Genomic DNA, 24,505 nt, shown 5'->3' on the forward strand with positions numbered 1-24,505 from the left:
TGAAGAGCCGGATGCCTTAGTTGGGCCCGTCCGGTTCTGTGAGGGTTGTCGGGCCGTGAGGCCCGCTTCTACTCGACTTGATGTCCCTAGGGCAGACGAGATTCCCGCAGAATAAAAAGGAGAGGAGTATGTAAATTAAAATGTTTAAGGATGACTTAATTTTTGAATTTATTAAATGGCGAAATGCTAATCCACAGAATTTTAATTGGTGGAATTATGTAAATTTAAAATCGGATTTGCAAACTGCACTAGGGTTTGCCAAATTCTATTATCCTGAAATTGTGGAATTAGATGGTTGTATTTTATTAAAAGATAAGTTTTCAAAAGAACTATATGAACTTTGGAGAGATGAATGCAAGGGAGAAAAAACATGCATAGAAAAAATGATGAATTTATATCAATTGAGAGATTTTTTTCATCGTAATACTCAGGATGATGGAAACCTAGAATCTCAAATTAAAGTTCTTGGAGATGTTTTAACACTGTTTTGGAGCATGAGCTTTAGGAATAGATTTCCTGGTAGGTCGATTAAAGTAAAAGTATTTGAGGAAACCGATGGAGAGAGTTTTATCACTGTATATGAAGAAATATAAATTGTAGATGTCATAACGGATGGGCTTTTGACAAATTTTTAGGTTAAGTTATGAAGATGTCAGTGGACGTAAAAATCCGCTGACCATTCTTTTTTAAGGATAAAAGAGACAAAAGGGGACGACAGACTGTGCGACAATGGTCTAGCCAACGCGTCTAACTGTTGAAAAATAAAAAAACGACAAATCCTAAACAGAAAATGTCGTTACCATCCTTAATTGACTCTATCAAATTTTTCGGTCCCCGCAATTTGAGCACGCGTTTTAGGTTATACATTAAGCAATGCATAATCGCTTCACCTTTCAGTGCGCACGTTGTGCGCTTCATATAGATTTCATAGAAATCATCGCTCCTGCAACGTGATGTAAGACAACCGACTGAAAGTAAATCTGGAAAGGTCTTTGATGTTGATGTAAAATCTGAATGGAGTAACCTGTAATAATGAAAGGGTGATTGTGTGGATATTACTATAAGTGCCAGAAATGAAAGAGAAGTTGAATGCCTTATGCTTATACTAATCTTAGGTTTTTCAACAGCATTGGAACGAAAAGTAATTTCAATTGAAGAGGCAGAAAAGCTCCTGTATAGTCCTTATTCGATGAAGAAATTAAAGGAAATTGGTGTAAACGAAAATATAGTTGATTTGATTCATCTCGGTTGTGAACTGGAAAATGTTGAACGATTAATTCCAGATAAATTATTAATGTCAATTGAAGATATAAAGGAAAGAGCCTTGGAAATATTACAAAAAATGCCTAAAGCTACTATACCTACAAAGAAGTGGATTGATTAAATAATTGTACTTCTTAAATTTAGGGCTGATATAATAATAAATAGCTTTGTTCTGATTATGTTGTAAGGTCAGCAGACGTAAAAATCTGCTGACCTTTCTTTTCCTTCTCAGGTATCGTCTGGTGATTAAGCCGGTTAGGGTGGTTCAGAAATCACTTTTGACTGGCTTTTCTTTGTTGATGCGAGGGCAATGGTGGTTATATAGAAAAACAACCTTCAAAGACTTGCAGCGCAAGTCTTTGAAGGTTGTGAAAAAGTGAAATTAACAGATTAGGCTGCTGACAAAAGTTTGGAAACGAATTGAAGCCATTGACGGGCCGCAAATGATAGATAGCGGTCTTTGTGCCAGATAATTGAAAGCTGTAAAAGAATCTGGGGATCATTAAAGGGTATTGATATGATTGTTTTTGGGTCAAATTGGTCGCATATTTTTCCGGGGAGCAGGGCAACGCCAAGGTTGGCTGCCACCATTTGGGTCATAAATTCACGCTGAGAAGTCTCACAAATGATTTTAGGTTGAAATCCAGCCAGCTTGCAACGATTATGGATGTGGTCGTACAGGCTAAAGTCTTCTCTGTAAAGGACAAAAGATTCATCCCTTAAATCAGCAAAATCAATCTGCTGGTTATGAGCCAACGGGTGCTCGGGATGGACGATTACTTTAAGCGGATCTTCGATAAAGGAAATGAATTCAAAAGTATCAGTTTTCGTAGGTGTGGTGCAGACGATGCCAATATCCAGCGTACCGTCATAAACACCTAATTCTACCTTTTTGGAACCGTATTCAACGAGTTGTAACTCAATATTGGAGTAATTCTTTTTAAATTCGCCGAGGATGGGTGGAAGAATACTGGAAGCGGCGATTGGCGGAACGCCGAGGCGGATTTTACCTTTCTTAAGCTGGATGACATCGTCAAGTTTTACAGTCAAATTCTGAACTAGGGTTACAATTTGTTGAGCCTGTTCGACGATTGCTTGCCCGGCGTCTGTAAGCTCAAGCGGCTTCACGTTCCGGTTAATTAATACGACCCCTAGCTCGTCTTCTAAATTTTGGATCATCTTGCTAATCGAGGGTTGGGTTATGTACAAAGTAGAGGCAGCTTTGCTGAAACTGCCTTGGCGAATCACTTCGAGGAAGTATTCCAGATGATGAATATTCAATTCTTCTCACCTTCTTTACGTTCATTTTAATATAGTTAAAAGCAATATACAACATTAAAAAAATGAAATTTATCTATAGTAGAACGTTTGAAGGCATCTTCTCACAGTTTTGTTTCAATATTTTATGTTAAAACCCCCTAAAGTAGCCGCTCTATTTTACCGCAACTACTTTAGGGGGTACTTTGCTGTCTCTAAGTGATTCTTGCCGTTAATTTACGATATTCACAGGCTTCCCTTGGGAAAACGCGGTAATATTGTCGGCAACCAGATTGAACAGGCGCTGGCGTGATTCAAAACGCCTCCAGCCGATGTGAGGGGTCATGATGACGTTATCCAAATGGAATAAGGGATTGTCCGGAGTCGCCGGCTCGACTTCCTGAACGTCAAGTGCGGCACCGGCAAGTTTTCCTGTCTTAAGGGCTTCGACCAAATCAGCCTCATTGACCAGTGGTCCGCGTGAAGTATTGACGAGATAGGCAGAAGGCTTGACAAGGTTCAGTGTTTCTTTATTGATGATATGTTTTGTCGACGGCATCAGCGGGCAGTGGAGGGAAATAAAATCACTGTTTTTGAGTAACTCTTCTAGCTGAACATACTGGACAGCGGCGTCGCCCCAGGGCTGCGGAAACGGATCACAAATAAGCACATTCATACCTAGGGCCAGCCCGGCTTTTATTGTTTGCCTGCCGATGGCACCGCCGCCAATTACCCCGAGGTTTTTACCAAGCACCTCATAATGGGGCACCTGCAGGTACTTTGAAAAGTTATCGTAATTGCCTTTGTCCAGCATCTTTTGCTGGAGGTGCAACGACGCACTTAACATTAATACAAATGTGATCGCCAGATGGCCAACAGATTCGGTACTGTATGAAGGTACATTACAAACGGCGATGTTCTTTTGTTTGGCAGCTTCAAGGTCGATGTTGTTAAAGCCTGTTCCTGCTTCGCATATAAGCTTTACCGATGCCGGGAATTTCAGAATGAGATCCCTGCCGATAGACATTTCCTTGGTAATAACAACTTCTTGCCCTTGAACCCGTTCCAGAATTTGTTCGTCGGTGACGGTATCATCGTATTTCGTGAATTCGGTTGCTTCCTCAAATTTTGAATAATCTAGTTTTTGATCAAAATCAACTTTTGCCGAGTTGAGAAAAACGGTTTTCATTTTCATCAGAATACACTCCCTTTGAAATAATATCATATTCTGCGTCCAAAACACCTATTAATATACCATCAAAAATCAAACCGGTAAAATAGAATATTGGAATAGTCAGTATGCTTTAATACAATAGCCATATCCTCCATCAAACCGGAGGATTTTCGAATTTTCGGGAGAAATTCATTCTTGTAAGAGCTTGATATTTATTTCACAATTTGTCATCGAAAAGGAGGTTGTATTTGACCGAATTTGCTATACAGCAGGGCAAGCAAAAAGATGGTTTCTATTTGCTATTGTTTAGTCATGCTTGCACCTAAATGTACCCCAGTACAAAAAAACAAAGGAAAGGATTGATAATATGCAGTGGCTACATAACTACTCAGCTTTAGGAGACAGCCTCGGCCTCACCGCTATAACAGTATCGATTCCGATTTTTTATCTTTTTTGGGCTCTTACCGTTAAACGAATGAAAGGACATATTGCCGGCCTAACCACTTTGCTGCTTACCATTGTCGTTGTAGTTGTTGTTTACGGTATGCCGGTAAATGTCGCTATTTCCGCCTCGGTACTTGGAATGCTCAACGGGCTTTTTCCGATTGGCTGGATCATTCTTACTGCGGTATTTTTGTACAATCTGACCGTGGAAACGGGACAATTCGACATTATAAAAAGCTCTATTTCTTCTTTGTCACCTGACCGGAGAATTCAAGCCTTGCTGGTTGCTTTCTGCTTTTCCGCATTTATGGAAGGTGTTGCCGGTCAGGGTGCGCCGGTGGCTGTTGCTGCAGCAATGTTAATCGGTTTGGGCTTTCCCGCGCTGCCTGCCGCAGCTATCTGCCTTGTCGGCAACACGCCCCCTGTTCCTTTTGGTCCTGTGGGTACGCCGACCATTATGATGGCTACCGTTACTGAACTCCCCAACTCGATTGTCGGGAGGGCTATCGGCTTGGATATGACGATTTTAGCTCTTGTTATCCCGATTTTTATGCTGGTGGTTGTAGCCGGACGGAAGAACGTCATGGGAGCTTTGCCGGCGGCTCTGGTAGCCGGCATCAGTTACGCAGTCACTAACCATCTGGTAAGTCAGAACTTTGGACCAGAGCTCCCGGCTATTTTTTCATCCTTCGTGTCCATGATCTGCTTAGTAGTCTTTCTCAAGTTCTGGAAGCCCGCTACGATCTGGCGTTTTCCCAACGATTCGGACATTGCGGAAGATTCTACCCATCGATATAGTGCCGGACAAATCATCAAGGCCTGGTCGCCGTTTATCATCCTTATGATTGTTATGGGCATCTGGGGAACGCCTGCGTTCAAAGCCTGGGTCGCCCAAGAGCTTAAGTGGTTCATTACAATTCCCTCCTGGCCTGGTCTGGACGGAATCGTATATCGTGCGGCACCCATTGTGGCTGTGCCGTCAAAATACGCAGCCAGCTACCGGATGGACTTTTTCTCTGCCGCCGGGACGGCAATGCTGATTTCTTCTATACTCTCCATGGTTGTGCTGGGTCTCAGCCCGGCTGCAGGTGTAAGAGTATTCAAAAAAACCTTTAACCAACTGATGTATTCCCTGATTACTCTGACTGCGGTTCTTGGCGTTGGTTTTTTGGCTAACTATTCCGGTATGTCGTACACCCTCGGCCTTGCTTTTGCCACCTATACCGGCATGTTCTTCCCGATTTTCTCCCCGGTCATCGGTTATCTCGGGGTGTTCCTGACCGGCTCGGTCACTTCTTCTGCCGCCCTGTTCGGAAAGTTGCAGCAAGTCACAGCCTCCCATCTGGGTCTTAATCCCCTGTTGACCATATCTGCAAACCTGTTCGGCGCCGTTATCGGTAAACTTATTTCCCCTCAGTCGATAGCTGTGGCCTGCGCTGCTACTGGCCTTGTCGGACGGGAAACTGATATTTTCCGGCTGACGGTGAAATATTCGATCTATCTCCTATTGTTCGTTATCGTTATCATTTTACTGCAAGCTTGGGCATTCCCGAATATATTGCCAAAGATTGCAGCGGTCATGCTTACCCAATTCTCATGATAATTGCTGCAGTTAAGCGTTACCCCGGGAAAATCTAACAGCGGGGAATCCACACAAAAAAGAAAAGACAGTAAAAGTCTTGAAAAATTAGTATATACCCTCTAGGCAGACCAAGTTTAAAATCTCATAAAGAACCATAAATACCTCAACGATAGAAGTGTTTATGGTTCTTTACTATTAGCGTTTATTGCAAGAGGCTCTGCGTTTCATTTCCGAAATTGCCGGTGCAGTCTTCACAGGCTCATATATAAGCCAATCGCTCGGAAGGTGGCTCATATGTGAGTCTGCGGGAAGGTGCGGTTCTCTGCGGAACGGCTGCTGAAAAAGGCGGCGCAGCCCGATAACACGCCAAAACCCCGGAACCGGCTTTTCAATACCGGGTCTTTCCCTGCTTATTGGCATAAAAAATGCATAAATTATTGCAATCTTAACTACTATCATGCCAATTTAAGGGGGAGGACAAATATGCAGCAAAATTTCGATCAAGATATTCTTGATGCAGTTTTACGGGCCTATCCTATCTTTCTGCAGTCTCTGCCATACAACATTGGAGTAACAATCACAGACAGGGAAAAATACCTGGTTTACAAACCGGCAGACCGGTTGCAGTTAAACCTGCCCGTAGGTCAGCCAATCCGGGAAGGCAGCCTTGTCGATAAAGCTATGAAAGAAGAGCGGAAGATCTTCTTGAAAGTTGACAAGTCGGCCCGTGGCTTGCCCTATATCGGCTGTGCGCAGCCAATCCGGAACGAAGGCGGCCAGGTAGTGGGCGCCTTTGCCACTTCCATGCCTGTCGACACTTATGAAAAAACCAAAGATATGGCCTGCAATTTGAATAATCAGGTCAAAACCCTTGCTGAGACATGTGAAACGATATCCGGTCAGACCGAAGAAATTACGGCAATTATTAATATGCTGCTGCAAACGGCGAAAGATTCCCAGCAACAAGCCAAAGAAACGGAACAAGTGCTGTTATTGCTGAAGGGAATTGTTTCGCAGACAAACCTGCTTGGCCTGAACGCCAGTATCGAGGCGGCAAGGGCAGGGACATCTGGTCGGGGCTTTCAGGTAGTGGCCGAGGAAATCCGGAAATTGGCTACAACCGGATCGTTGTCTGTTAAAAACGTTGTGGACATTGTCAGTATTATCCAGTCAAACAGTATCAGAGTCACGGAGGAAGTTACCTCAGTTGAACAGGCAGTGGTTAATATCGCGAATGCTATGCTGAGCCTAACGACGATCACACAGGATGTCAGCGTTTTGGCTGGGGAACTGGATAATGTGGCTAACGAACTTTGTGAGCAACTCTGACATATATCTTCTTAATCAATCATTGTATTCCGGCTGCCAGCTCTTACAGACGTCCACCCATTCGAGGGCCTGCGCATACCGGTAGAGTTCGTCACAATTGAGTTCTATAGCCGAGCTGCTGCTGCCGCAGGCGGGGAAAACCGTGGCAAAACGCTTAAGGGAAATATCCAGGCAGGTTTTAACACCGGCCGGGTTGGCAAAAGGGCATACCCCGCCGACAGCATGGCCGGTCAACTGGGCAACTTCATCCGGGGTGAGCATCTTGGGCTTTAAACCAAAATGCCGTTTGAATTTGCCGTTATCCACCTTGGCGTCGCCGGCGGCGACTACCAGAATACAATTGCCGTCGGTATTGTTTTGAAAGGAAAGTGTTTTAGCGATACGGGCCGGTTCTACATTCAGTGCTTGGGCCGCCAGGTCCACTGTAGCGCTGGAAACGGCAAATTCCCGCACATCCTGAGCCCTGCCCAGAGCGGCAAAATACATTTTAACTGTTTCTAATGACATAAAGCATGTCTCCTTTACGAAAAAAATAAAAACAAGCCGTAATTACTGTTAAATCATATACTAGCTTAATTTTTACAAAATGGCAAATCCACTCCCGGGCAAAACAGCAAAACCCCGCCTCCAAAAGAGGCGGGGCACAGGGATGACTTTTACAGCTTGATGGTCCGCGAGCCGCCTTTCATGTCACTGAAGGTTGCTTCCGCGTCTTCAATGTAAAACAGTTCAAACAGGGAATCGTCCACGCTGTACATGTTTTTAAGCATCGGCATGGCATCAAGGGCAGCCTGTTTGGTTTGTCTGGTGGTATTAAACACGGCCTTGCCTTTTAAACGCAGCCATTCGTTCGTTTTTGAAGTTGTGCATACTTCAAAATTAGGATTGGCTTTAAGCTGCCGGAAGACAGGCTTTTGGTTGCTGGTGCAGAAATACAGTTTGCCTTCAAAGTTCATGGCAAAGCCGAAAGGCCGCACCTTGGGAATATTGCCCTCCACCGTAGCCAGGTAAAACACGGGATTGTCTTTCAGAAATGCTAGCACTTCATCCATGAATCAACACTCCTTACTTTAATTTCATTTATGGTAATATTATACAATAACGATACCAAGAATCAAGTGGTTTATGAGTATCACTGCTAAAGACAGGAAAGAGCCATTGGAACAAGGTATGCGGAGAATATGTGGTAGTTATGTTATATTGGAATAATAAATACCCAGAGAGCCGCGTTTTTCTGCAGGCTCACATGTGAGTCTATTTCTATGTGAAAATAATAGATGTAATTTGATAAGTGAAAAATTATAAAGGACGGTAATTACAATGGAAGAAAAGAAAGGACCGCTGGGTATTCCCAGACGTATTTGGATTCAATTGTTTTTTCTGGCTTTGGGCTATGCGTTTTATTCTGCAAACAGACTTGCCTTCGGCGTCGGTCTTAAGTCCATCGCAGCCCAGTTCGCCTTGACCGCCATGCAGGTAGGTATGCTGGGTACTATCTTTACCCTTGGACAAGCGCTTATTGATATTCCTGCCGGTTATTTGTCCGACCGTTTGGGCCGCAAAAGAATGCTGCTGCTCGGCATGTTCGGTATTGGGTTTGCGACGATGGCCGTTACTACTGCCAACAGCTTCCTGGCTGCAGCTACCTGGAGATTTTTGTTTGGAGCTGCTGAAGGCATCTGGAACATCGTAATGTATTCAGTCGCAGGTTCTATATTCCCGGCCAGTCGTGCAATGATTAACGGCTTAATGATGACTTTTTACTCGGTAGGGGCCTATGTTGGACCCAGCTATTATGGGTGGACGCTGGAAATGAACCCCGGCAATTGGGGAGCAGGCCTGCTCAGTATGGGGGCTACGACGGTTTTATTTGCCTGTGTTCTTATTTGGGGACTTAAAGCTAAAGACACCGACGTTTCCAAGGATATTAAAACCATGCATATTACTGAAGCACTGCGGACTGTTGGTACTAATCGTGGCGTCTGGCTTGCCGTTCTTGTCCAAATTTTAAATGTTGTGCCGTATTGGGGTTTTGCTGCTATGGGTCCATACCTCTTCATGTCCTTCAAGGGTTTCTCGGCTACGATGGCGGGACAATTTTTTGGTATTATCTATGGTATCGGTGGCTTGAGTTCGGTGGTATTAGGACACTTTGCCGATAAGTTTGGCCGCAAGCCTGTTATTTTGACAATGGCAATTTTAAACGTCATTTGCGGCTATCTTATTTTCCATGTTATTCCCAACGACAACCTGCCTGTTTTGTATCTGGTTGGCGGTATGATGGGAATAGGCCTGCATGCCTTGTACATTCTAGGTTACACCATTGGACAGGATGCGGTGGATGCCCGTCAGGTAGGTCTGGCAACCGGCCTTGTCGGTGCGTGCATGTATTTTGCTTCCTTTTTCTCCGGCCCGGCGATGGGATATCTCAGCAAGGCATATGGCTACATGGCTGCTCTTGACATAATTGTAATAGGTTTTGAAGTTGCGCTGGTCGTAGTGGCTTTGCTCATGCGGGAGACAAAGCAGAAAGTGTTACAATAAAGACGGTAAAATTAACTATTGACTCGACAAAGTGAAAGACTTACCTTTGATCCCCGCAGGAAGCAGCACTGAGGAGTAGAGCAAATGCTCTGCTCTTTTTAGTTTGTCCCCATTTCCTGCGTACAACGCAGCAGCAAAGATGTTTATTTTTGCTTCTTAAATCAAATTGTGATAAGATAATCTAAAACCTAAGGGATAATATGGAATGATGTGCGGTGCAAACAGCAATTGCCGGTTTATTTAGCTTGTTTCAGCATATATTATAGTGACATTATGTTTAGGCGGGAGATTGTATGCAGAGATACCGTTCAACAGGGCAGTACCAGGAAGCGGATTCAGCAATAGAAGTTCAGCAGAGGCTTAGCTGCTGCTTTACGAACGACACAGCAAATTCTGTACAACTAAGAAGCCCGGTTGTCGGCAATGAATTGCAGCAGCTTGCGGAAACGTTTCAGCTGATTTGCAAAAAGATAGGCGCTCTTGACAGCACCACGCCGGAAGTCATACAGATTGTCGGGCAGATAACTTCTATCGCAAAAGAAATACATGAGCTGACAGGATACGAAGTCCCGACAATGAAAAAACCATAATTCTTTTGTCCTAAAGCCAGCATGTCTGGCCGGCTATTTGCAGCATTGGTCTGGCTGGCCGAAGCAATAAATTTTATATAAAAAGCCAGGAAAATGCACTTTGGATAGCAGGTGCATTTTTTATTTGGCAATATGTCAAATAAATTGATAACAATGCCACCGCATTCCGTATATAGTGAAACCATATTTCCGGCCTTAGGGTTTAGAGGGTTAAATTTTTAAACTGGGAGGGCTTTAAAGCCGGAATGGAGAATTATGCTTAATGCCAATTAACGTTATCTCCGTTGTTCGTCAGGGGCAGGAGGCTGACAGTAACGGTGATGTTATTGGCAGGAAAGGGTGTTAGCAAAGTTTATGCACAATTATCGAAGCTTTACATTAACAGACAGATTGGACCGGTACTGGCAGTTAGGCTATGCAGGGCTACTCTTTGCCGGGCTTTTATTTTTCGTCTCATGTGCCTTTTATAAGGAAATGTGGTTTGATGAGGCGTATACCGTAGCTATGGTCAGACATGATTTTTTTAGAATTTGCGAAATCACAGCCCGTGATGTTCATCCACCTTTGTACTATATGCTGGCCAAACTGGCGTCCTTGGTCTGGGGGCAGGATATTGTGGTTTACCGGCTGGTGTCGGTAAGCGGGATGCTGCTGTTTGTGCTGCTGGGCGTTAGCCATATCCGCCGGCTGTGCGGTGACCGGGCGGGTCTCTATTTTACCTTTTTTGCCGTATTTTTACCGGTGATGCTGGAGTATTCAGGGGAAGCCAGAATGTATTCGTGGGCCATGTTTTTTACAACCGGTGCCGGGATATATGCTTATCTGGCCTACCGGCAAAATCAATGGTACCATTGGGTATTGTTTGCAGCCTTGTCGCTGGGCAGCGCTTACACCCACAATTATGCTTTGCTTGGCGCTTTTTTTATTAATCTTAGCCTGTTGATTGCGGTTTTTACCAGGAACCGATATTTGCTCAAACGCTGTCTGTTGGCAATTTTGGCCCAGATAATTCTTTATTTGCCTTGGCTGTTTGTATTAATCAGCCAGATAGTTGCGGTGACCCAGGAATACTGGATTGTCATCAATTATCAGCATCTGCTCAGGGATTTGCTGGTGTTTTATTTTGCTGAAAACCTGCCGTCACTTGCTATCAAGCTGCTGAGTTTTGGCTGGCTGGCGGTATGCGGTTTTGGGTTGTACACGGCTGTTAAAGAGAAGAAGCATTATACGGGAATTGCACTTAACAGCCTGGCTATTTATCTGGCCGTGCTTGGTCTGGCGCTCATTTTGTCCCAGGTAAAGCCCATTTTCATAACCCGGTATTTAATGCCAAACTCGGGATTTTTATTTATTGCCCTGGCCTGTGGGCTGGCTGCAGTCAGGCGGCAGGGTGTGGCTGCTGTTTTATGTACAGTGATTTTCATTGCTTCATCAGCGAATTTTTATTTGCATTATGATAAAATTTACAGTCCTCAAAACAATGCTTTGCGGGCTGATGTCACTTACAGCCTCAAGCCTGACGATATCTTTTTGTACACAGACATTCATCCGGCAGGGATTTATATGGTTGCCTTTCCTCAGCATCAGCATTACATGTTCTTTCCGGGCGGGCAGGAGGAGTCTAAGCCTAATCCCTTCCAGCCGGAGCTTAGATTTATATATGATTTAAATGCCCTGGCAAGCTACCAAGGGCGAATTTGGTTAATCGAAGGTGCCAATTCCCAGCTATTGTACGGTCATTTGGGAAAAAGCGAGCCGGTGTTTAAGGTTATTGATTTTGCCCGTGTTTACGATATGCCCTATTTAAGCCACAAAGGCTTTGTGTTTGTCGGATCACTGCTGCAAAAAGAACCGGGGCCTGTGCCGCCCTTGCCTGCGCAGGAGTAACACAGAAGGAGGTCTGACTGATGAAACCATTAATCTCCATTGTTGTGCCTATGTACAATGAGAGCCAGAATATAGACTGTTTTTATCAAAAAATAGCTGAGGTCATGGATGCTTTGACGGCGTATGACTATGAAATTATCTGTATCAATGACGGCAGCACTGATAATACCCTGGAGAAAATTGAACTGCTGGCAGATAAAGATAAAAAGGTCAAAATAATTGAACTGTCCCGGAATTTTGGCAAGGAAATTGCTCTGACTGCCGGTATTTTTGAAGCCAAGGGCGATGCCGTTATTCCCATTGATGCCGATTTGCAGGACCCGCCGGAACTCATCCCGGCGTTAATCGAAAAATGGCAGGAAGGCTATGATGTTGTTTACGCTACCAGGCTGGTGCGGGAAGGGGAAAGCAGTTTAAAGAAAGTGACCGCCTTCCTGTTTTACCGGGTCATGCGCCGTCTTGCCAAAGTGAATATACCCCCCGATACCGGCGATTTCCGGCTTATGACCAGGCAGGTAGTGGAGGCGGTCAACCAGTGCACCGAATCCCACCGGTTTATGAAAGGGCTGTTTAGCTGGGTAGGCTTCAGGCAGACCAGCATTCCTTACCTCCGCAACCGCCGCCACAAGGGCATAACCAGTTTCAACTACTGGAAGCTTTGGAATTTTGCTTTGGAGGGGATTACCTCCTTTTCCTTTGTGCCGCTGCAGCTGGCAACCTATGTGGGGTTTCTGACAGCTTTGTTTTCCGGCGTATATATCGCCTATATTATTGTGAAAACCTGGCTGTACGGCGATCCGGTGGCAGGTTATCCTTCCATGATGGTAGCCATCTTCTTCTTTGGCGGCGCTCAGTTGATGACCCTGGGGGTCATCGGCGAGTATATCGGCAGGATTTATAATGAGTCCAAACGCCGGCCGCTGTATTTTATCAGAAAAAAGACTAATTTTTGATACAAGATGACGGTTTGTAGGACGAAGGGGGTCGCTTTGCGCTTTATGAAAAAAGTGCAAAGCAGCCCCCTTGCTTCATATGTACTTACTACCGGTCAAAGAACGGGCTTTTGCCGGTTATACTAAGCGGAATTCCATAAGCTATTTTGACTTCTTCTGCAAACAGGCCAATATTGATGGCGGCTTTACCTATACTGAACATAATCCGGTTATCGGCATGATGCAAAGCAGCGGTATTAGCTGCTGAGCTCAGGGCTATTCCCAGATCTCCGGTGCTGATAGCACACATCCCTGTACCTTGTGCACACTCTGCACAGTTAGCATAACCACAATAGCCACAGGGCTTGGTTCCTAATGGTTTCACTTTTTGTCCTAGCAATACAACTACCGGTGACTTATCAAGGCAATTGGCATCACGTTCGAAAAATTGTGCGCCTGATTCTTGAGCAATACGCCGCATTTCTGCTGATAGCTGTTCTTTTTCTTGCCCGTTTACAACCAAAGTTACCAGATCATCAATTCCCCGCGCTTTGGGGGCTGTTCTTGCCGCAACGCACATCAGACAGGCAATCTGCTCAACTGCGCGTTTCTCAGCCTCTTGATTACTAATAATCATCACAAATCCTCCATTCTTTCTGCAAAGTACAGATAAACAAATTAGCAATTCCTTTTCATAACAGGTCTTCTCTGATATAATAGTAAACCATAGGATATATTTGAGCAACTACGCACTTAATTGTATCATAGTATCTTTTGTATACTGTACATTGTAATTATAACTAAAACTATTGGAGTGACCGCACATGATTACCTTCAAAAATGTCCAATATCAGTGTTCGATGGAATTAACACTAGACCTTATTGGCGGCAAATGGAAAGCTTTGATTCTCTGGCATTTAGGGGAAAACACCCTGCGATTTAGTGAGTTAAAAAAGACCTTGCCCAAAATAACGCAAAAAATGTTGACCCAACAACTGCGGGAATTGGAAGCCAGCGGACTGGTGAAACGATTCATCTATACACAAATTCCGCCGAAAGTAGAATATTCTCTTACGCCAGCAGGTAAAAGTCTCTTGCCGATATTAGATACTTTATGTCAATGGGGTCTTACCTATGCTAATACAGCAGAACCGATAGCATCCCAAACACACAATGCTTCCTGCAAGCGGTAGTCAGCTAATTTTTTTCATGCGTTGGCCGCGGCTAGAGGCACTGGCGCCTGACAAATTTTCTTGCTGCGATACATACTGGATACGATACCGTATTGGGGATAGTTTACAACAAAAAAATGGCAACCGGCAATTTTGATATGCCGGTTGCCATTTTTTGTTGTTGCACGGAACTTTTAGAGCGACAGCCCCTTGCTCTGGTTTGCCGGCTTAGGTGATGGAGAGTACGAGTTCAATCGAGCCGGAGGTGAGAGTAATAGGAATCCGGTAGCCACTCACGCTGGCGGAACAGACCTGAATAGTCTGAGGTTTAAGGTCGAGTTCTAAACCTCTGTCCGACATATTGATTAAGAAAATACCGTTATGCAGATTCAAAAACTCGGCCACACTGTCTTTCGCCAAATCGTCAACCTGGGATATTTCTTCCTGGCTAAAACGGGTGGCAAGGTCAATTAGTGATGAATCGCTGAGCACTAAGGCAGTAGAGAGGGTATGATCACCAACAGCCTGCTGGGATATAATCCAGCCTTCCGGCTGCTTGGGCAGCGGCACAGGGCGGGACAGCAGCGGCCGGTCGTTAAGGAACCGGACGATATTTTTTAATAACAGGGCCACATAGTCATAGTGCAATCGGCCTATTTCATCTTGCGAAAAGTCGAGGAATAAGGGCACGATTTGGTCAATATCGGTGCTTTGTAAGGCCTGCAATTGCCCTTGTGACAGTCCGGTGTCCTGTTTAAAGTTTTCGAGAGCGGTTTCCAACTGGCTGAGTGTAAGACAGTTTCTATCAAGAATAGCCTGATTTAAGCCTAAATGGCGGCTGTTTTGCTGACTAAGCAGGTTGTCAAGCTGTGGCTGGGTAAGGTAGCCTTTGCTTAAAGCAATTTCGCCGAAACGGCGGTCCATGGTTCGCTGCAGCTCATGCACCTCTTCAATTTGGGCCGCTGTCATTAGCCCCGAGTTGAGAGCCAATACGCCAAGCTTTACATGGGTGGATTGTTCATAAGCCAGCAAATCACAAAGCTGATCGGCTGAAAGAATGCCTTTATTGAAAAGATATTGGCCAAAATATTGCGTAAACATGCTTGTCTCCTTTACTATTCAGAATAGCCGATAGCCTTGGCAATCTGGTCTCTGGTATAGGGCTTTTGAATAAAATCAGTTGCGCCGTGTTTCAGTGCCTCCAATACCTTGGTTGAGGTGCCGGTGGATGACAGCATGATAACTTTAGCGCACTTATCAAGTGTTTTAATTTGTTTAAGTGCTGCCAAACCGTCTAATTCAGGCATAACAATATCCATAAAAACTGTGCCTGGTTGATGATTTTTAAATAATTCTACACATTCGGCCCCGTCTTTAGCTTCATACACCTGGCAGTGCATTTCTTCCAGCAAATCACGAAGTTTTTTGCGAACAAGCATGGAATCATCACAAATTAACACCTTGGAAATACAAGAATTCACCAGAAAAACTCCTTTCATCACAATGTAATCTTTAACATATATTCTAAAGATTTCCGGCAAATCCTGCAGTTCATTTATTTTAATATGCAATCCAATGAGAGAGCATAGGATCGTTAAGATTCCTGTGCTTTTTTTGCGGGGATTGATTAGCTTGCCTAATAAGTGTCCGGGACAATGTAGTTTTATTTCATAATCAAATTCTCTTTACAATTATTAAATTGTTGTAAATATTTAACTATAGTATATTGAGCTTGCGAGGAAGAAAAACAAAAAGTCCAAGGCGTGAGGCCTTGAACTATAGATGCTTTCGGGTGGCCGAAAGTGTTTAGCAATAATAAGGGGGCAAAAGAATGGGAAAATTGACTGAACAGGAATTTAAGGCGTATCTAAAACAAATCAGAGAATTGACAGAAGGCACCTTCGACAAGATGCAAAAAGACATTGAGGTTACCAATGTGTTCCCCGAGGAGTTCTATCAACTGGGCATCGAAAATAACCTGTACCGTTGTTCGCTGCCGGTGGAGTATGGTGGCTGGGGCCTGTCCGAGCTGGAAATTCTGAAGGTCCAGGAAGAGTTTAGCCGCGGCCCCGGCGGCATGCGGATGCACCTGCATTATGCCATGGATTTGAACTGGCGCCCTTTGTACGATTTCGGCAGTGAAGAGCTCAAGGCCGAATTAATGCCCGGCTTCCAGGACAGATCGGTCTTTACCTGCTGGGCTGTTACCGAGGAAACAGGCGGCACCGGCGCCGATATTAAAACAACAGCGATAAAAGATGGCGACGATTATATCATTAACGGGGAAAAATTCTTAATCTCGCATACCGACTGCTGCAATTATGCGTATATTACCGTGCTTACCGACCCTAATGCTGATAAGGACCACCGGCTCTCCACCTTCATGGTTCCCTGTGACACCCCGGGCTATGAAGTTACTCCCATGCCCCACATGATGGGCTGCCGTGGGTCAGGCCACACCGGCTTAAAGTTTACCAACATGAGAGTTAACAAGAAATACTTGCTTGGCAAAGAAGGCGACGGTCTTCATATTTCTATTCACTCTTTATCTGTTTCCCGTGTTCACATTGCCGCCAGCAATTTAGGTATGGCACAGCGTATGCTGGAAATGTCGCTCAAACGTGCCCATGACCGTGTTACCTTTGGTAAACCCATTATCGAACGTCAGGCCATCAGAATGAAAATTGCCGATATGGCGACGCATGTCCATGCACTGCGTACCATGGTGTATGACTTTGCCAAGGATTACGAACAGAATCCCCAGGGAGAATACATTGAAGAAAAGGCGGCTATGTGCAAGCTGTTCAGTATCTGGGTTACCAGAGTGTGCAGTGATGAGATGCTGGAAATCTTCGGGGGTATCGGCTATTTCGAAGATTGTGAATATGGCCCCACCGAACGCCTGTACCGCGACGCCCGCGCCATGTGGTTAGAGGAAGGTACTCCCACCGTACAGCGCATCACCATTTCCCGCCAGACTATCAAACATGGTGGCTGCTTGGAGTACCTCGATTAATCCTTAGCGATTCTGCGGACATGCCAGAGGGTCATCAGTGTCAAGCCGATGCCCCTCTTTTATTTTACCTAAAATAAAAGCTTGCCGGGAGATTCAGAAAGGCACTGGGAGGGCTGACTTTGGCAGACCAGGAATTTGGACCGTTAAGAAGCAGGGCAGCCAGAAAACCCTGGCCGGAATGCCCCGATATTGTAATCTGCCGCTGTAGTCATTGCGGCAGGCTTTACCAGGGATTGGGCTATGATGTGCCGTCTCAGGCGCCGGCCTGTTGTGGTGCGTCCACAGAACAACTGAAGCCGCTCCACCTGGGGGACGTTTCGCCGGCAATCCATGTGGACTATAAGATCGTTGGCGGTTTCAATCAGAGTGCGGTGCAGGTGTTCTGGGAAACACAGCAGCCGGAAGACAATCCGGAGTGGATTTTACTGAAGTCCTTCACCGGCGGTTACATCAAGTATGTTGCTGCCAGGAAGCGGCCGCCCCTGGTATTCCCTTTGTCTGACGAGGATGCCTATGTGTATTGCGGCAGAAGTACCTGTCAGGAATGCGTCTTTCGTTGCAAGCGGGGCTTTATCATCTATTTGTATTTCAAAAAACAGGGGCTGCTGGCAGTACCTTTGGAAAAGCTGTCAGACTACTTTAAGTCCTAGCAGCATGTCTGGTTTACCGCAGCGGGCTTTCCTGCTTATCAAACGGAGTGCAGCGCAGTTCATTTTCCTGCACCCAGTGAATAAAAAAGTTTTTGAAATTTGAAAGCACCGGGGACGGTTTTTTCTTTTTGGGAAAGACCACCGAAAGAGTCCTGAGTGCTGTGGGTTTAAAACGGACAATAGCAATGTTTTTCCGCGGCGCCGCCATAACTGTCCGCGAGGAAATCATCGCAATGCCCATTCCTTCAGCAACAAGTCCCAGACAGGTATCTGTATACTGCGTGTCATAACCAAAATTCGGTTCAAAGCCAGCCCGCTTACAAGCCTCCAGCGTATCCAGAAAAAGACCGGAAGCTTTGGAAAAGCAAATAAACGTTTCTTCTGCGGCCTCATGCAAATCAATGAACTCTCTGGCAGCAAACGGGTGAGCGGTGCTGGTGATCAGTACTATTTCGTCATTGACCAAAGGATATGATTCCAAAGGTATTTTTTCTGGCTTGTATTTATTGAATGCGGTAAGAAACGCTACATCAATCTTCCCGCTATACAGTAACGGGTATAAATCAAAGCATTCTGCCTCGTGAAAATCCAGGGATATTTTCGGATAGGTTTTCTGGAATGAGGCAATAAGCGAAGTGATACCATAAGCGCCAAGCGCAGGCGTATTGCCAATGAATATTTGCCCGCTTTCACCAACCACATATTTTCGCATAGCCATGTTGATGCTGTCAATGTTCAGCATGATGTTTTTCGCATTTTCAACAAACTCAATGCCCGCCGGTGTCAGGTGAACTGAGCGCGTAGTTCTGCCGAATAAAACGACACCCAATTCATCTTCCAGTTTTTTTATTTGCTGCGACAAAGACGATGGTGTCACACAAACTTCAGCGGCTGCGCGGGAAAAACTTTGGTACTTGGCTACCGTCAATACGTACTTAAGTTGATATATTTCCATAGCCAGTATTCCTTTCTGGTGTCATATTTTAGTAAATATTCTGGAAAAATCACCAATATCCTGCCAAGAGCGAATAGCCTGTCTATTCCAGAACTTTGACACATTTACGACTGTCAAAGTTTTTTCATGCTGTTTTATAATCAATCATTATTAAGTTTTGCTAATTAATCCTGAAGGAATGTTGCCAGGGCGCCGGCGGGGCGCCTGCTGGTGTTGGCGGTTTATGTAGTGGCGCTAACGATAGGAGTGACTATGTAGCCTGACTTCATAATATTTTAAATAGTTAAACTTATTAAATTGTTGTAAATCATTAAGTATAGTACATTGAATATGACAAAATAAAGGAATGATATCCGGACAATTTTAAATGAAAGGAGTCGGCGACCCCCCGGAAAGCATGGCCTGAAGGGTATAGCGAAGAAAAAAACAACAGGTCTATGCTGGTAATTAAGTTATACTTAAAGGAGGAAAAATTGTGAATGCAAAGCTGGGAAATAAACGTTGGATTATTGTCGCGTTGATGTTGCTGAGTTATGCTGTTATGTATATCTGTCGCACCAGTATGTCTATTGCCGGGCCTGTAATGATGAAGGAATTTAACTGGACTGCCACTCAGTTTGGTTTGGTCTCGACCGCATTTTTCATAGGCTATGCCCTTACTATGCTACCTGCCGGTTATTTGGCCGACCGGTTTGGCAGCGGGAAAATCATGGTATTCGGTATTGTACTGTACTCTTTATTTACTTTCCTTACTCCTTTTGGCGCGACAATCGGCATGTTGGTCCTGCTGCGCGCCATAGTAGGTATCGGCCAAGGGGTAATTTTGCCCTGTAATGGCTCCTTGCTGGCGCAGTGGGTACCCAAAAAGGAATCGGCAACAGCCCAGGGAATAGTTATGATCGGTACACCGATGGGGATAACGCTTACTATGCCGCTGGCCATCTTCTTTATGCAACACTATGACTGGCAAACCGTATTTTATGCGTTCGCCTTTTTGGGTCCGATTTGGATTTTGTTATGGAACCAGTTAGGAAAGAATAAACCGGAATTGCACCCCTCCATAACCAGGGAAGAAGTAGAGTATATAAGAGCCGATCAGGGGGCTGCACAGATAACAGGTGCGGCTGCCAATGTGACGCCGGGAGAGGTTTTTAGAAATGTATCTGTATGGACTTCCGCCTTGGCCTATTTTACCAGTAATTATCTCTTTTTCCTGTTTTTTGCCTGGTTGCCAACCTATTTTGTAAATGGCCGTGGTTTTACCCTTGTCAAAAGTGGGTATATGACCATGATCCCCTATATGTTCGCCATGATCGCCTACCCGCTTGGCGGGATTTTGGCTGACTATACCGCAAAAAAATACGGTAATAATATGGGCCGGAAACTATTTCCCATTATCGGATTAATTGGGGCCGGCGTCTTCCTGGTGCTGGGGACTCGTGTGGCAAGTGCAGAGGGGGCTATCGCACTCATTACTATATCAATATTTTTCTTATCCATAACCCAGGCTCCCTTTTTCTCGATGCCGCCGATTTTTTCTTCCAAGAATGCGGGTAAGATTATTGGCTTGTATGGCTTCTGCGGTACTTGCGCCGGTTTGAGTGCACCGATATTAACCGGGGCTATTATTGACTATACCAAGAGTTATGATTATGCCCTGTACTTTGGTGCTGCAGTAGCTGTGGCCGGTGCGCTTATTTTACTTACCGTCTGCAGTGTTAAGGCAGTCGAAAGTAAATCTTCGGCTGATATTCCTCCGGCTGCCTCTAATTTTCAGTGAATTTCCGGTAGGCCAGAACCGGGCTTTCCCGTACTTTGCTGCGATACTCTCGCTCTATGTTCCCGCCACCGCTCATCTTCACTGCTTAGACTTCTGTTTAGAGCTGGAATGTCGCCTTGAGCCTGGTTAAACATTATGTCGTTTCTGTTTGGCAATAACAAGCTGCTGTGGTGACGGCACTGCCCGGTTGCTAGCCGGCTTAACTAAACAGGGTTTAGAAATGGGTGAGGAGGAGAATCTCATGGACGCAAAGATTGGGAATAAACGGTGGGGGATTATTTCTCTGATTGTCTTATGTTATGTAGTTCTGTATATGGATCGATCCTGTATGTCGATAGCAGGCCCGGTGATGATGAAGCACTTTAACTGGACGGCTACCGAGTATGGCCTGGTTTCCACCGCGTTTTTTATCGGCTATGGTTGTACCCAGATTCTTGGTGGCTGGTTAGCCGACCGGTTCGGCGGCGGCAAAGTTGTCATAATTGGAGCTTTATGGTGGTCTGTTTTTGTATTTCTGACTCCGTTTGGCTCAACCCTGGGGTTAATGATCTTAATCCGTATTGCCATGGGGTGGGGTGAAGGGGTCACGTTGCCGGCCAATTCTTCCATCGTGGCGCAATGGATGCCCAAGAAGGAATCCGGTCTGGCCCAGGGTTTGTGCCTTATGGGCGTTCCGATCGGGCTGGTCATTACCATGCCGCTTTCCATCTGGATTATGGAGAAATGGAGCTGGCAGATGATCTTTTATTCCTTTGCGTTTATTGCGCCGTTTTGGGTTTTGCTGTGGCTGAAATTTGGGGCGGACCGGCCGGAACAGCACCCGACAATCAGCCGGGAAGAGCTAGCTTATATTAGAGCCGATCAGGGGTCACAGGATGCGGCGGCTCTGCCGGCAAATCTGACTGCACGGGATATATTTTCAACAAGCTCGGTATGGAGCTGCGCTATTGCCTATTTTTGCGCCAACTACCTGCTCTACTTGTTTATGACCTGGCTGCCCAATTACTTTGCCTTGGGCCGGCAGCTTGATATGACCACAACAGGCCTATACTCCATGTTCCCTTATGTTGTTGCCACCTTCACGTATCCGTTGGGCGGCTATTTAGCCGATCGTGCCGCGAAAAAATTTGGCGACAATATCGGCCGGAAGCTATATCCTATTGCCGGTATGATTGCAGCCGGGTGCTTGCTGATTATTGGCTCCCAGGCGCCCAGTGCCGGTGCCGCTATGGCCCTCATATCAGCTTCTAATGGCCTGTTATGCCTGACAATGGGCGGGTTTTACTCTATGCCAATGGTTTTTTCCCATAAAAATGCCGGTAAAATAACCGGGCTGTTTGCTACTTTTGCCACAGTTGGTGGCATAAGTGCCCCCACTATTACCGGGTTTATTATTGACTATTTCGGCAGCTATGAATATGCTTTGTTTTTAGGTGCTGCCGTTGCTGTGGCGGGAGCGATTATTTTGTTAACTACCTGTAAGGTGGAAGCAATTAAGCCGAAACTCTTAGCCGGTTAAGCTATTAGCAATGGCGCCTGCACTGTCTGAAAGGTACTGAGCAGGCGCCATTGCTAATTCAATTTTTCAAATCCGCATGAAGACTGCAACAAACAAATAAGACCGCCTCCGGGCGGTTTTTTTTTGCTTGTTGTTGCCAAACAAGCAAATATGCACAATTCAGTAATTTTAAATAAAAAATATTTATGAAGAATAACACGGATAATCTGCGACTTATTAAAATAACTAACAATCCGGCAGTGGTTTAGCGGTAATTAACACTGAATTTTACTTTACAATTATTAAATTGTTGGAAATATTTAACTAGCGTATAGTGAAACTGAAAAGTAAAGAAGGTCTTGTGGGGAGGTGGGGAATTTCTCTCAAGGCTGTGTTGGGTAGTTGCGTATATGTTAAAGATTAAAAAGGGGCTGAAAACATGAATAATCCAGCTAAAGGAAATTGGGTGAATACCGCTCCTCTGCAAGGCCAGGTTGCCATTGTAACCGGCGGCGGGACCGGGATTGGACGCGGCATTGCGGAAACCTTCGCTGCTGCCGGAGCCAGGGTGGTGGTTGCCGGACGCAGGGAAGAGAAACTGGCAGAGGTCTGTGAGGCAATTAAGGCCGCTGGCGGGGAAGCCCTCGGTGTCCGTACCGACGTTACGGTCCAGGCAGATATTGATAATCTGATGGCAGAGACCTGCAAGGCATTTGGCACCGTTACTATTCTTGTGAATAATTCAGGTATGGCACTCCCCAGGTGCAACACACTGGAAGTGACCAGGGAAGACTGGGAAAAACTCTTTGCCCTTAATATGACCTCGGCCTTTTTCGTCTCTCAGGCCGCGGCCAAGGTTATGGCCAGGAATGGTGGCGGCCGCATTGTAAATATGACCTCGCAAAGAGGTATCAATGCGCTGCCGGGCATTGTCGCCTATTGCACAGCCAAAGGGGCCTTGATGGCTATGACCAGAGCGCTGGCCATAGACCTGGCGCCCAACAATATCAACGTCAACGCTGTAGCCCCCGGCTATGTTCAGACAGATATGGTTGCCGGTTTATTGGCTGATCCTGCCAGGCTCAAGTTTGTTATCGACCGTACTCCTTTAGGAAAAATGGGAACAGTGGATGAAATGGCAGCCGCTGTTTTGTATCTGGTCATTCCGCAATCTTCATACACCACCGGCCAGACCCTGATCCTGGATGGCGGCTGGTCCTGTTATTAAAAACACCGGCAGGTGGCTGCAGGGCGGAATGCCGGTAAGAATTAAACAAGTAATCAAAATAAAGAGGAGATGATTTATTATGCAAGGCATGATGGATGCTGTTATTAAGACTAAGGCTGCTCCCCATAACATGGAGTTTGCTTCTGTTCCCATTCCCGAAATTACCCCTGATCAGGTTCTGGTTCAGATTAAGGCCAGTGGGATATGCGGTACAGACCACTCCTTATATCACTGGAATGAAGCCATTGCCAATTCCTATAAACTGCAATTTCCTTCCATCTTTGGTCATGAATTTTCCGGCGTCATTGCCGAGGTAGGCAGCCAGGTAACAGGCATGGCTGTGGGCGAACGGGTCACTGTCAACCCCATACTCTATTGCGGCCAATGCAGCTATTGCGCCGAAGGAATTATCAATATCTGTGATAACCGTCCCTTTTTAGGCACCGATTATGATGGCGGCTTTGCCCAGTATGTTGCGGTGCGGGCCCAGAACATAATCAAACTGCCTGATTCGGTAAGCTTCAAAGCCGGCGCTTTAATGGAGCCGCTTTGTGTTGCCATCCATGCTGTGGAAAGAGTCAAGCCGGCCTTTGGCGAGACCGCTGTTGTTATTGGTCCGGGGGCCATTGGCTTACTAATGCTGTTAGTTTTGAAAAATATGGGCGTTGGTAAGGTAATCGTGACCGGTGCGGGTGCAGACAAGGAAAGACTGGCAACCGCGGCAGCCTTAGGTGCCGATTACACGATCAATGTGGATGAGCAGGATCCTGTGGCGAGAGTAAAAGAGCTTACCGGCGGCAGGGGCGCCGATGTGATTTTGGACGCTGCCGGTCATCATTCCGTAGTGCCGCAGGCAGTTCAGATGGTAGCCAAGCACGGCAAGATCGGGGTATCCGGCCTGCCGGCCAAGCCCAGTGAGCTGCTGATGACGCAAATCGCCATGCGGGAAATCAGCATTGTCGGCAACCGGGCTTATGAACGCAAGACCTGGTTCCAGGCCGCCAAAATGATTGACGGCGGTTTAAATGTCGAGCCAATCGGCACCCATACACTCCCGCTTAAGGAGTGGGAAAAAGGTATGGAGCTGCTTGACCAGAGACAGGGTCTGCGGATAATCCTGGAGCCCTGATTGGTTGCCGTAAGGACACAATAGTAAGCTTGGTCCCAGAGTGTTTGGGACCAAGCTTACTATTTCAGCAGCAGG

The 24,505-nt window shown here is 45.7% G+C and carries 23 protein-coding genes; 15 read left to right on the forward strand and 8 right to left on the reverse strand.

Annotation, left to right across the window (positions count from 1 at the left end; all coding sequences use genetic code 11):
• The first annotated feature begins 140 nt into the window (after positions 1-140).
• Both GT1_RS18375 and GT1_RS18380 read left to right on the forward strand, forming a co-directional pair.
• Positions 141-593: a hypothetical protein gene (locus tag GT1_RS18375; RefSeq protein WP_075757765.1), complete on the forward strand. Its 453-nt coding sequence runs from the start codon at positions 141-143 to the stop codon at positions 591-593.
• Between the two features lie 455 nt (positions 594-1,048).
• A complete protein-coding gene (locus GT1_RS18380) occupies positions 1,049-1,384 on the forward strand; it encodes a DUF3969 family protein (RefSeq protein WP_188399932.1) in 336 nt (111 codons plus the stop codon).
• Positions 1,385-1,653: 269 nt separating this feature from the next.
• Here the strand turns inward: GT1_RS18380 and GT1_RS18385 are convergent, their stop codons facing one another.
• Together GT1_RS18385 and GT1_RS18390 are read right to left on the reverse strand one after the other, a co-directional pair.
• Positions 1,654-2,544, reverse strand: a complete 891-nt coding sequence (locus tag GT1_RS18385; protein WP_188399933.1) for a LysR family transcriptional regulator — start codon at positions 2,542-2,544, stop codon at positions 1,654-1,656.
• Positions 2,545-2,752: 208 nt separating this feature from the next.
• Entirely contained in the window at positions 2,753-3,715 is a 963-nt protein-coding gene (locus GT1_RS18390) for a 2-hydroxyacid dehydrogenase (RefSeq protein ID WP_188399934.1), read from the reverse strand.
• A gap of 346 nt (positions 3,716-4,061) precedes the next feature.
• On the opposite strand from GT1_RS18390, the gene GT1_RS18395 reads away from it, so the two are divergent.
• Positions 4,062-5,738: an L-lactate permease gene (locus GT1_RS18395; RefSeq protein WP_188399935.1), complete on the forward strand. Its 1,677-nt coding sequence runs from the start codon at positions 4,062-4,064 to the stop codon at positions 5,736-5,738.
• A gap of 465 nt (positions 5,739-6,203) precedes the next feature.
• A complete protein-coding gene (locus GT1_RS22660; protein WP_188399936.1) occupies positions 6,204-7,049 on the forward strand; it encodes a methyl-accepting chemotaxis protein in 846 nt (281 codons plus the stop codon).
• Positions 7,050-7,064: 15 nt separating this feature from the next.
• On the opposite strand, the gene GT1_RS18405 is transcribed toward GT1_RS22660, so the two are convergent.
• Together GT1_RS18405 and GT1_RS18410 are read right to left on the reverse strand one after the other, a co-directional pair.
• Positions 7,065-7,556: a YbaK/EbsC family protein gene (locus GT1_RS18405; protein WP_075756655.1), complete on the reverse strand. Its 492-nt coding sequence runs from the start codon at positions 7,554-7,556 to the stop codon at positions 7,065-7,067.
• A gap of 149 nt (positions 7,557-7,705) precedes the next feature.
• Positions 7,706-8,101 carry a pyridoxamine 5'-phosphate oxidase family protein gene (locus GT1_RS18410; protein ID WP_075756656.1) on the reverse strand — a complete coding sequence of 132 codons (396 nt, stop codon included), beginning with the start codon at positions 8,099-8,101 and terminating at the stop codon, positions 7,706-7,708.
• A 268-nt stretch (positions 8,102-8,369) separates the two neighbouring features.
• Between GT1_RS18410 and GT1_RS18415 the strand changes: the two genes are divergently transcribed.
• The 4 genes from GT1_RS18415 to GT1_RS18430 all read left to right on the forward strand — a co-directional run bounded on the left by GT1_RS18415 (position 8,370) and on the right by GT1_RS18430 (position 13,023).
• Positions 8,370-9,593, forward strand: a complete 1,224-nt coding sequence (locus GT1_RS18415; RefSeq protein ID WP_188399937.1) for an MFS transporter — start codon at positions 8,370-8,372, stop codon at positions 9,591-9,593.
• A 293-nt stretch (positions 9,594-9,886) separates the two neighbouring features.
• The gene (locus tag GT1_RS18420) at positions 9,887-10,183 is read left to right on the forward strand and encodes a hypothetical protein (RefSeq protein ID WP_188399938.1); all 297 of its coding nucleotides are present in this window, start codon (positions 9,887-9,889) and stop codon (positions 10,181-10,183) included.
• A 474-nt stretch (positions 10,184-10,657) separates the two neighbouring features.
• Positions 10,658-12,070, forward strand: coding sequence for a glycosyltransferase family 39 protein (locus GT1_RS18425; protein WP_188399939.1), 1,413 nt, complete (start codon positions 10,658-10,660; stop codon positions 12,068-12,070).
• 20 nt (positions 12,071-12,090) lie between these two features.
• A complete protein-coding gene (locus GT1_RS18430) occupies positions 12,091-13,023 on the forward strand; it encodes a glycosyltransferase family 2 protein (RefSeq protein ID WP_188399940.1) in 933 nt (310 codons plus the stop codon).
• 88 nt (positions 13,024-13,111) lie between these two features.
• Here GT1_RS18430 and GT1_RS18435 read toward each other — a convergent pair whose 3' ends face one another.
• Positions 13,112-13,639: a ferredoxin domain-containing protein gene (locus GT1_RS18435; RefSeq protein ID WP_188399941.1), complete on the reverse strand. Its 528-nt coding sequence runs from the start codon at positions 13,637-13,639 to the stop codon at positions 13,112-13,114.
• A 187-nt stretch (positions 13,640-13,826) separates the two neighbouring features.
• On the opposite strand from GT1_RS18435, the gene GT1_RS18440 reads away from it, so the two are divergent.
• On the forward strand, positions 13,827-14,195 hold the full coding sequence (locus GT1_RS18440; protein WP_188399942.1) for a helix-turn-helix domain-containing protein: 369 nt from the start codon (positions 13,827-13,829) through the stop codon (positions 14,193-14,195).
• A gap of 207 nt (positions 14,196-14,402) precedes the next feature.
• Here GT1_RS18440 and GT1_RS18445 read toward each other — a convergent pair whose 3' ends face one another.
• Together GT1_RS18445 and GT1_RS18450 are read right to left on the reverse strand one after the other, a co-directional pair.
• Entirely contained in the window at positions 14,403-15,275 is an 873-nt protein-coding gene (locus tag GT1_RS18445; RefSeq protein ID WP_188399943.1) for a hypothetical protein, read from the reverse strand.
• A 14-nt stretch (positions 15,276-15,289) separates the two neighbouring features.
• A complete protein-coding gene (locus tag GT1_RS18450) occupies positions 15,290-15,673 on the reverse strand; it encodes a response regulator (protein ID WP_075756905.1) in 384 nt (127 codons plus the stop codon).
• A 332-nt stretch (positions 15,674-16,005) separates the two neighbouring features.
• Here GT1_RS18450 and GT1_RS18455 point away from each other — a divergent pair, with 332 nt between their 5' ends.
• Both GT1_RS18455 and GT1_RS18460 read left to right on the forward strand, forming a co-directional pair.
• Positions 16,006-17,190: an acyl-CoA dehydrogenase family protein gene (locus tag GT1_RS18455; RefSeq protein ID WP_188399944.1), complete on the forward strand. Its 1,185-nt coding sequence runs from the start codon at positions 16,006-16,008 to the stop codon at positions 17,188-17,190.
• Positions 17,191-17,309: 119 nt separating this feature from the next.
• Complete coding sequence (locus tag GT1_RS18460) at positions 17,310-17,840, forward strand: hypothetical protein (RefSeq protein WP_188399945.1); 531 nt, start codon at positions 17,310-17,312, stop codon at positions 17,838-17,840.
• Between the two features lie 13 nt (positions 17,841-17,853).
• On the opposite strand, the gene GT1_RS18465 is transcribed toward GT1_RS18460, so the two are convergent.
• Positions 17,854-18,795 (reverse strand): LysR family transcriptional regulator, encoded by a 942-nt coding sequence (locus GT1_RS18465; RefSeq protein WP_188399946.1) that lies wholly within the window; start codon positions 18,793-18,795, stop codon positions 17,854-17,856.
• A 475-nt stretch (positions 18,796-19,270) separates the two neighbouring features.
• Between GT1_RS18465 and GT1_RS18470 the strand changes: the two genes are divergently transcribed.
• The 4 genes from GT1_RS18470 (at position 19,271) to GT1_RS18485 (ending at position 24,430) form a co-directional block, all read left to right on the forward strand.
• Positions 19,271-20,575: an MFS transporter gene (locus GT1_RS18470; RefSeq protein ID WP_223226366.1), complete on the forward strand. Its 1,305-nt coding sequence runs from the start codon at positions 19,271-19,273 to the stop codon at positions 20,573-20,575.
• Between the two features lie 241 nt (positions 20,576-20,816).
• The gene (locus GT1_RS18475; protein WP_188399947.1) at positions 20,817-22,094 is read left to right on the forward strand and encodes an MFS transporter; all 1,278 of its coding nucleotides are present in this window, start codon (positions 20,817-20,819) and stop codon (positions 22,092-22,094) included.
• Between the two features lie 418 nt (positions 22,095-22,512).
• The gene (locus GT1_RS18480; protein WP_188399948.1) at positions 22,513-23,301 is read left to right on the forward strand and encodes an SDR family NAD(P)-dependent oxidoreductase; all 789 of its coding nucleotides are present in this window, start codon (positions 22,513-22,515) and stop codon (positions 23,299-23,301) included.
• A 79-nt stretch (positions 23,302-23,380) separates the two neighbouring features.
• On the forward strand, positions 23,381-24,430 hold the full coding sequence (locus GT1_RS18485) for a zinc-binding dehydrogenase (RefSeq protein WP_188399949.1): 1,050 nt from the start codon (positions 23,381-23,383) through the stop codon (positions 24,428-24,430).
• Positions 24,431-24,505 lie beyond the last annotated feature (75 nt).

Origin of the sequence: Sporomusa sp. GT1 (assembly GCF_014634905.1) — a bacterium.
GTDB classification, from domain to species: Bacteria; Bacillota; Negativicutes; order Sporomusales; family Sporomusaceae; genus Sporomusa; species Sporomusa sphaeroides.

Excerpts from the sequence above, each read along its gene's own strand:
- GT1_RS18465 (WP_188399946.1), bottom strand. The coding sequence starts at position 18,795 with ATGGAAATATATCAACTTAAGTACGTATTGACGGTAGCCAAGTACCAA.
- GT1_RS18395 (WP_188399935.1), top strand. The coding sequence starts at position 4,062 with ATGCAGTGGCTACATAACTACTCAGCTTTAGGAGACAGCCTCGGCCTC.
- GT1_RS18420 (WP_188399938.1), top strand. The coding sequence starts at position 9,887 with ATGCAGAGATACCGTTCAACAGGGCAGTACCAGGAAGCGGATTCAGCA.
- GT1_RS18375 (WP_075757765.1), top strand. The coding sequence starts at position 141 with ATGTTTAAGGATGACTTAATTTTTGAATTTATTAAATGGCGAAATGCT.
- GT1_RS18415 (WP_188399937.1), top strand. The coding sequence starts at position 8,370 with ATGGAAGAAAAGAAAGGACCGCTGGGTATTCCCAGACGTATTTGGATT.
- GT1_RS18410 (WP_075756656.1), bottom strand. The coding sequence starts at position 8,101 with ATGGATGAAGTGCTAGCATTTCTGAAAGACAATCCCGTGTTTTACCTG.
- GT1_RS22660 (WP_188399936.1), top strand. The coding sequence starts at position 6,204 with ATGCAGCAAAATTTCGATCAAGATATTCTTGATGCAGTTTTACGGGCC.
- GT1_RS18445 (WP_188399943.1), bottom strand. The coding sequence starts at position 15,275 with ATGTTTACGCAATATTTTGGCCAATATCTTTTCAATAAAGGCATTCTT.
- GT1_RS18485 (WP_188399949.1), top strand. The coding sequence starts at position 23,381 with ATGCAAGGCATGATGGATGCTGTTATTAAGACTAAGGCTGCTCCCCAT.
- GT1_RS18480 (WP_188399948.1), top strand. The coding sequence starts at position 22,513 with ATGAATAATCCAGCTAAAGGAAATTGGGTGAATACCGCTCCTCTGCAA.
- GT1_RS18430 (WP_188399940.1), top strand. The coding sequence starts at position 12,091 with ATGAAACCATTAATCTCCATTGTTGTGCCTATGTACAATGAGAGCCAG.
- GT1_RS18450 (WP_075756905.1), bottom strand. The coding sequence starts at position 15,673 with ATGAAAGGAGTTTTTCTGGTGAATTCTTGTATTTCCAAGGTGTTAATT.
- GT1_RS18455 (WP_188399944.1), top strand. The coding sequence starts at position 16,006 with ATGGGAAAATTGACTGAACAGGAATTTAAGGCGTATCTAAAACAAATC.
- GT1_RS18405 (WP_075756655.1), bottom strand. The coding sequence starts at position 7,556 with ATGTCATTAGAAACAGTTAAAATGTATTTTGCCGCTCTGGGCAGGGCT.
- GT1_RS18440 (WP_188399942.1), top strand. The coding sequence starts at position 13,827 with ATGATTACCTTCAAAAATGTCCAATATCAGTGTTCGATGGAATTAACA.
- GT1_RS18435 (WP_188399941.1), bottom strand. The coding sequence starts at position 13,639 with ATGATTATTAGTAATCAAGAGGCTGAGAAACGCGCAGTTGAGCAGATT.
- GT1_RS18390 (WP_188399934.1), bottom strand. The coding sequence starts at position 3,715 with ATGAAAATGAAAACCGTTTTTCTCAACTCGGCAAAAGTTGATTTTGAT.
- GT1_RS18475 (WP_188399947.1), top strand. The coding sequence starts at position 20,817 with ATGGACGCAAAGATTGGGAATAAACGGTGGGGGATTATTTCTCTGATT.
- GT1_RS18425 (WP_188399939.1), top strand. The coding sequence starts at position 10,658 with ATGTGGTTTGATGAGGCGTATACCGTAGCTATGGTCAGACATGATTTT.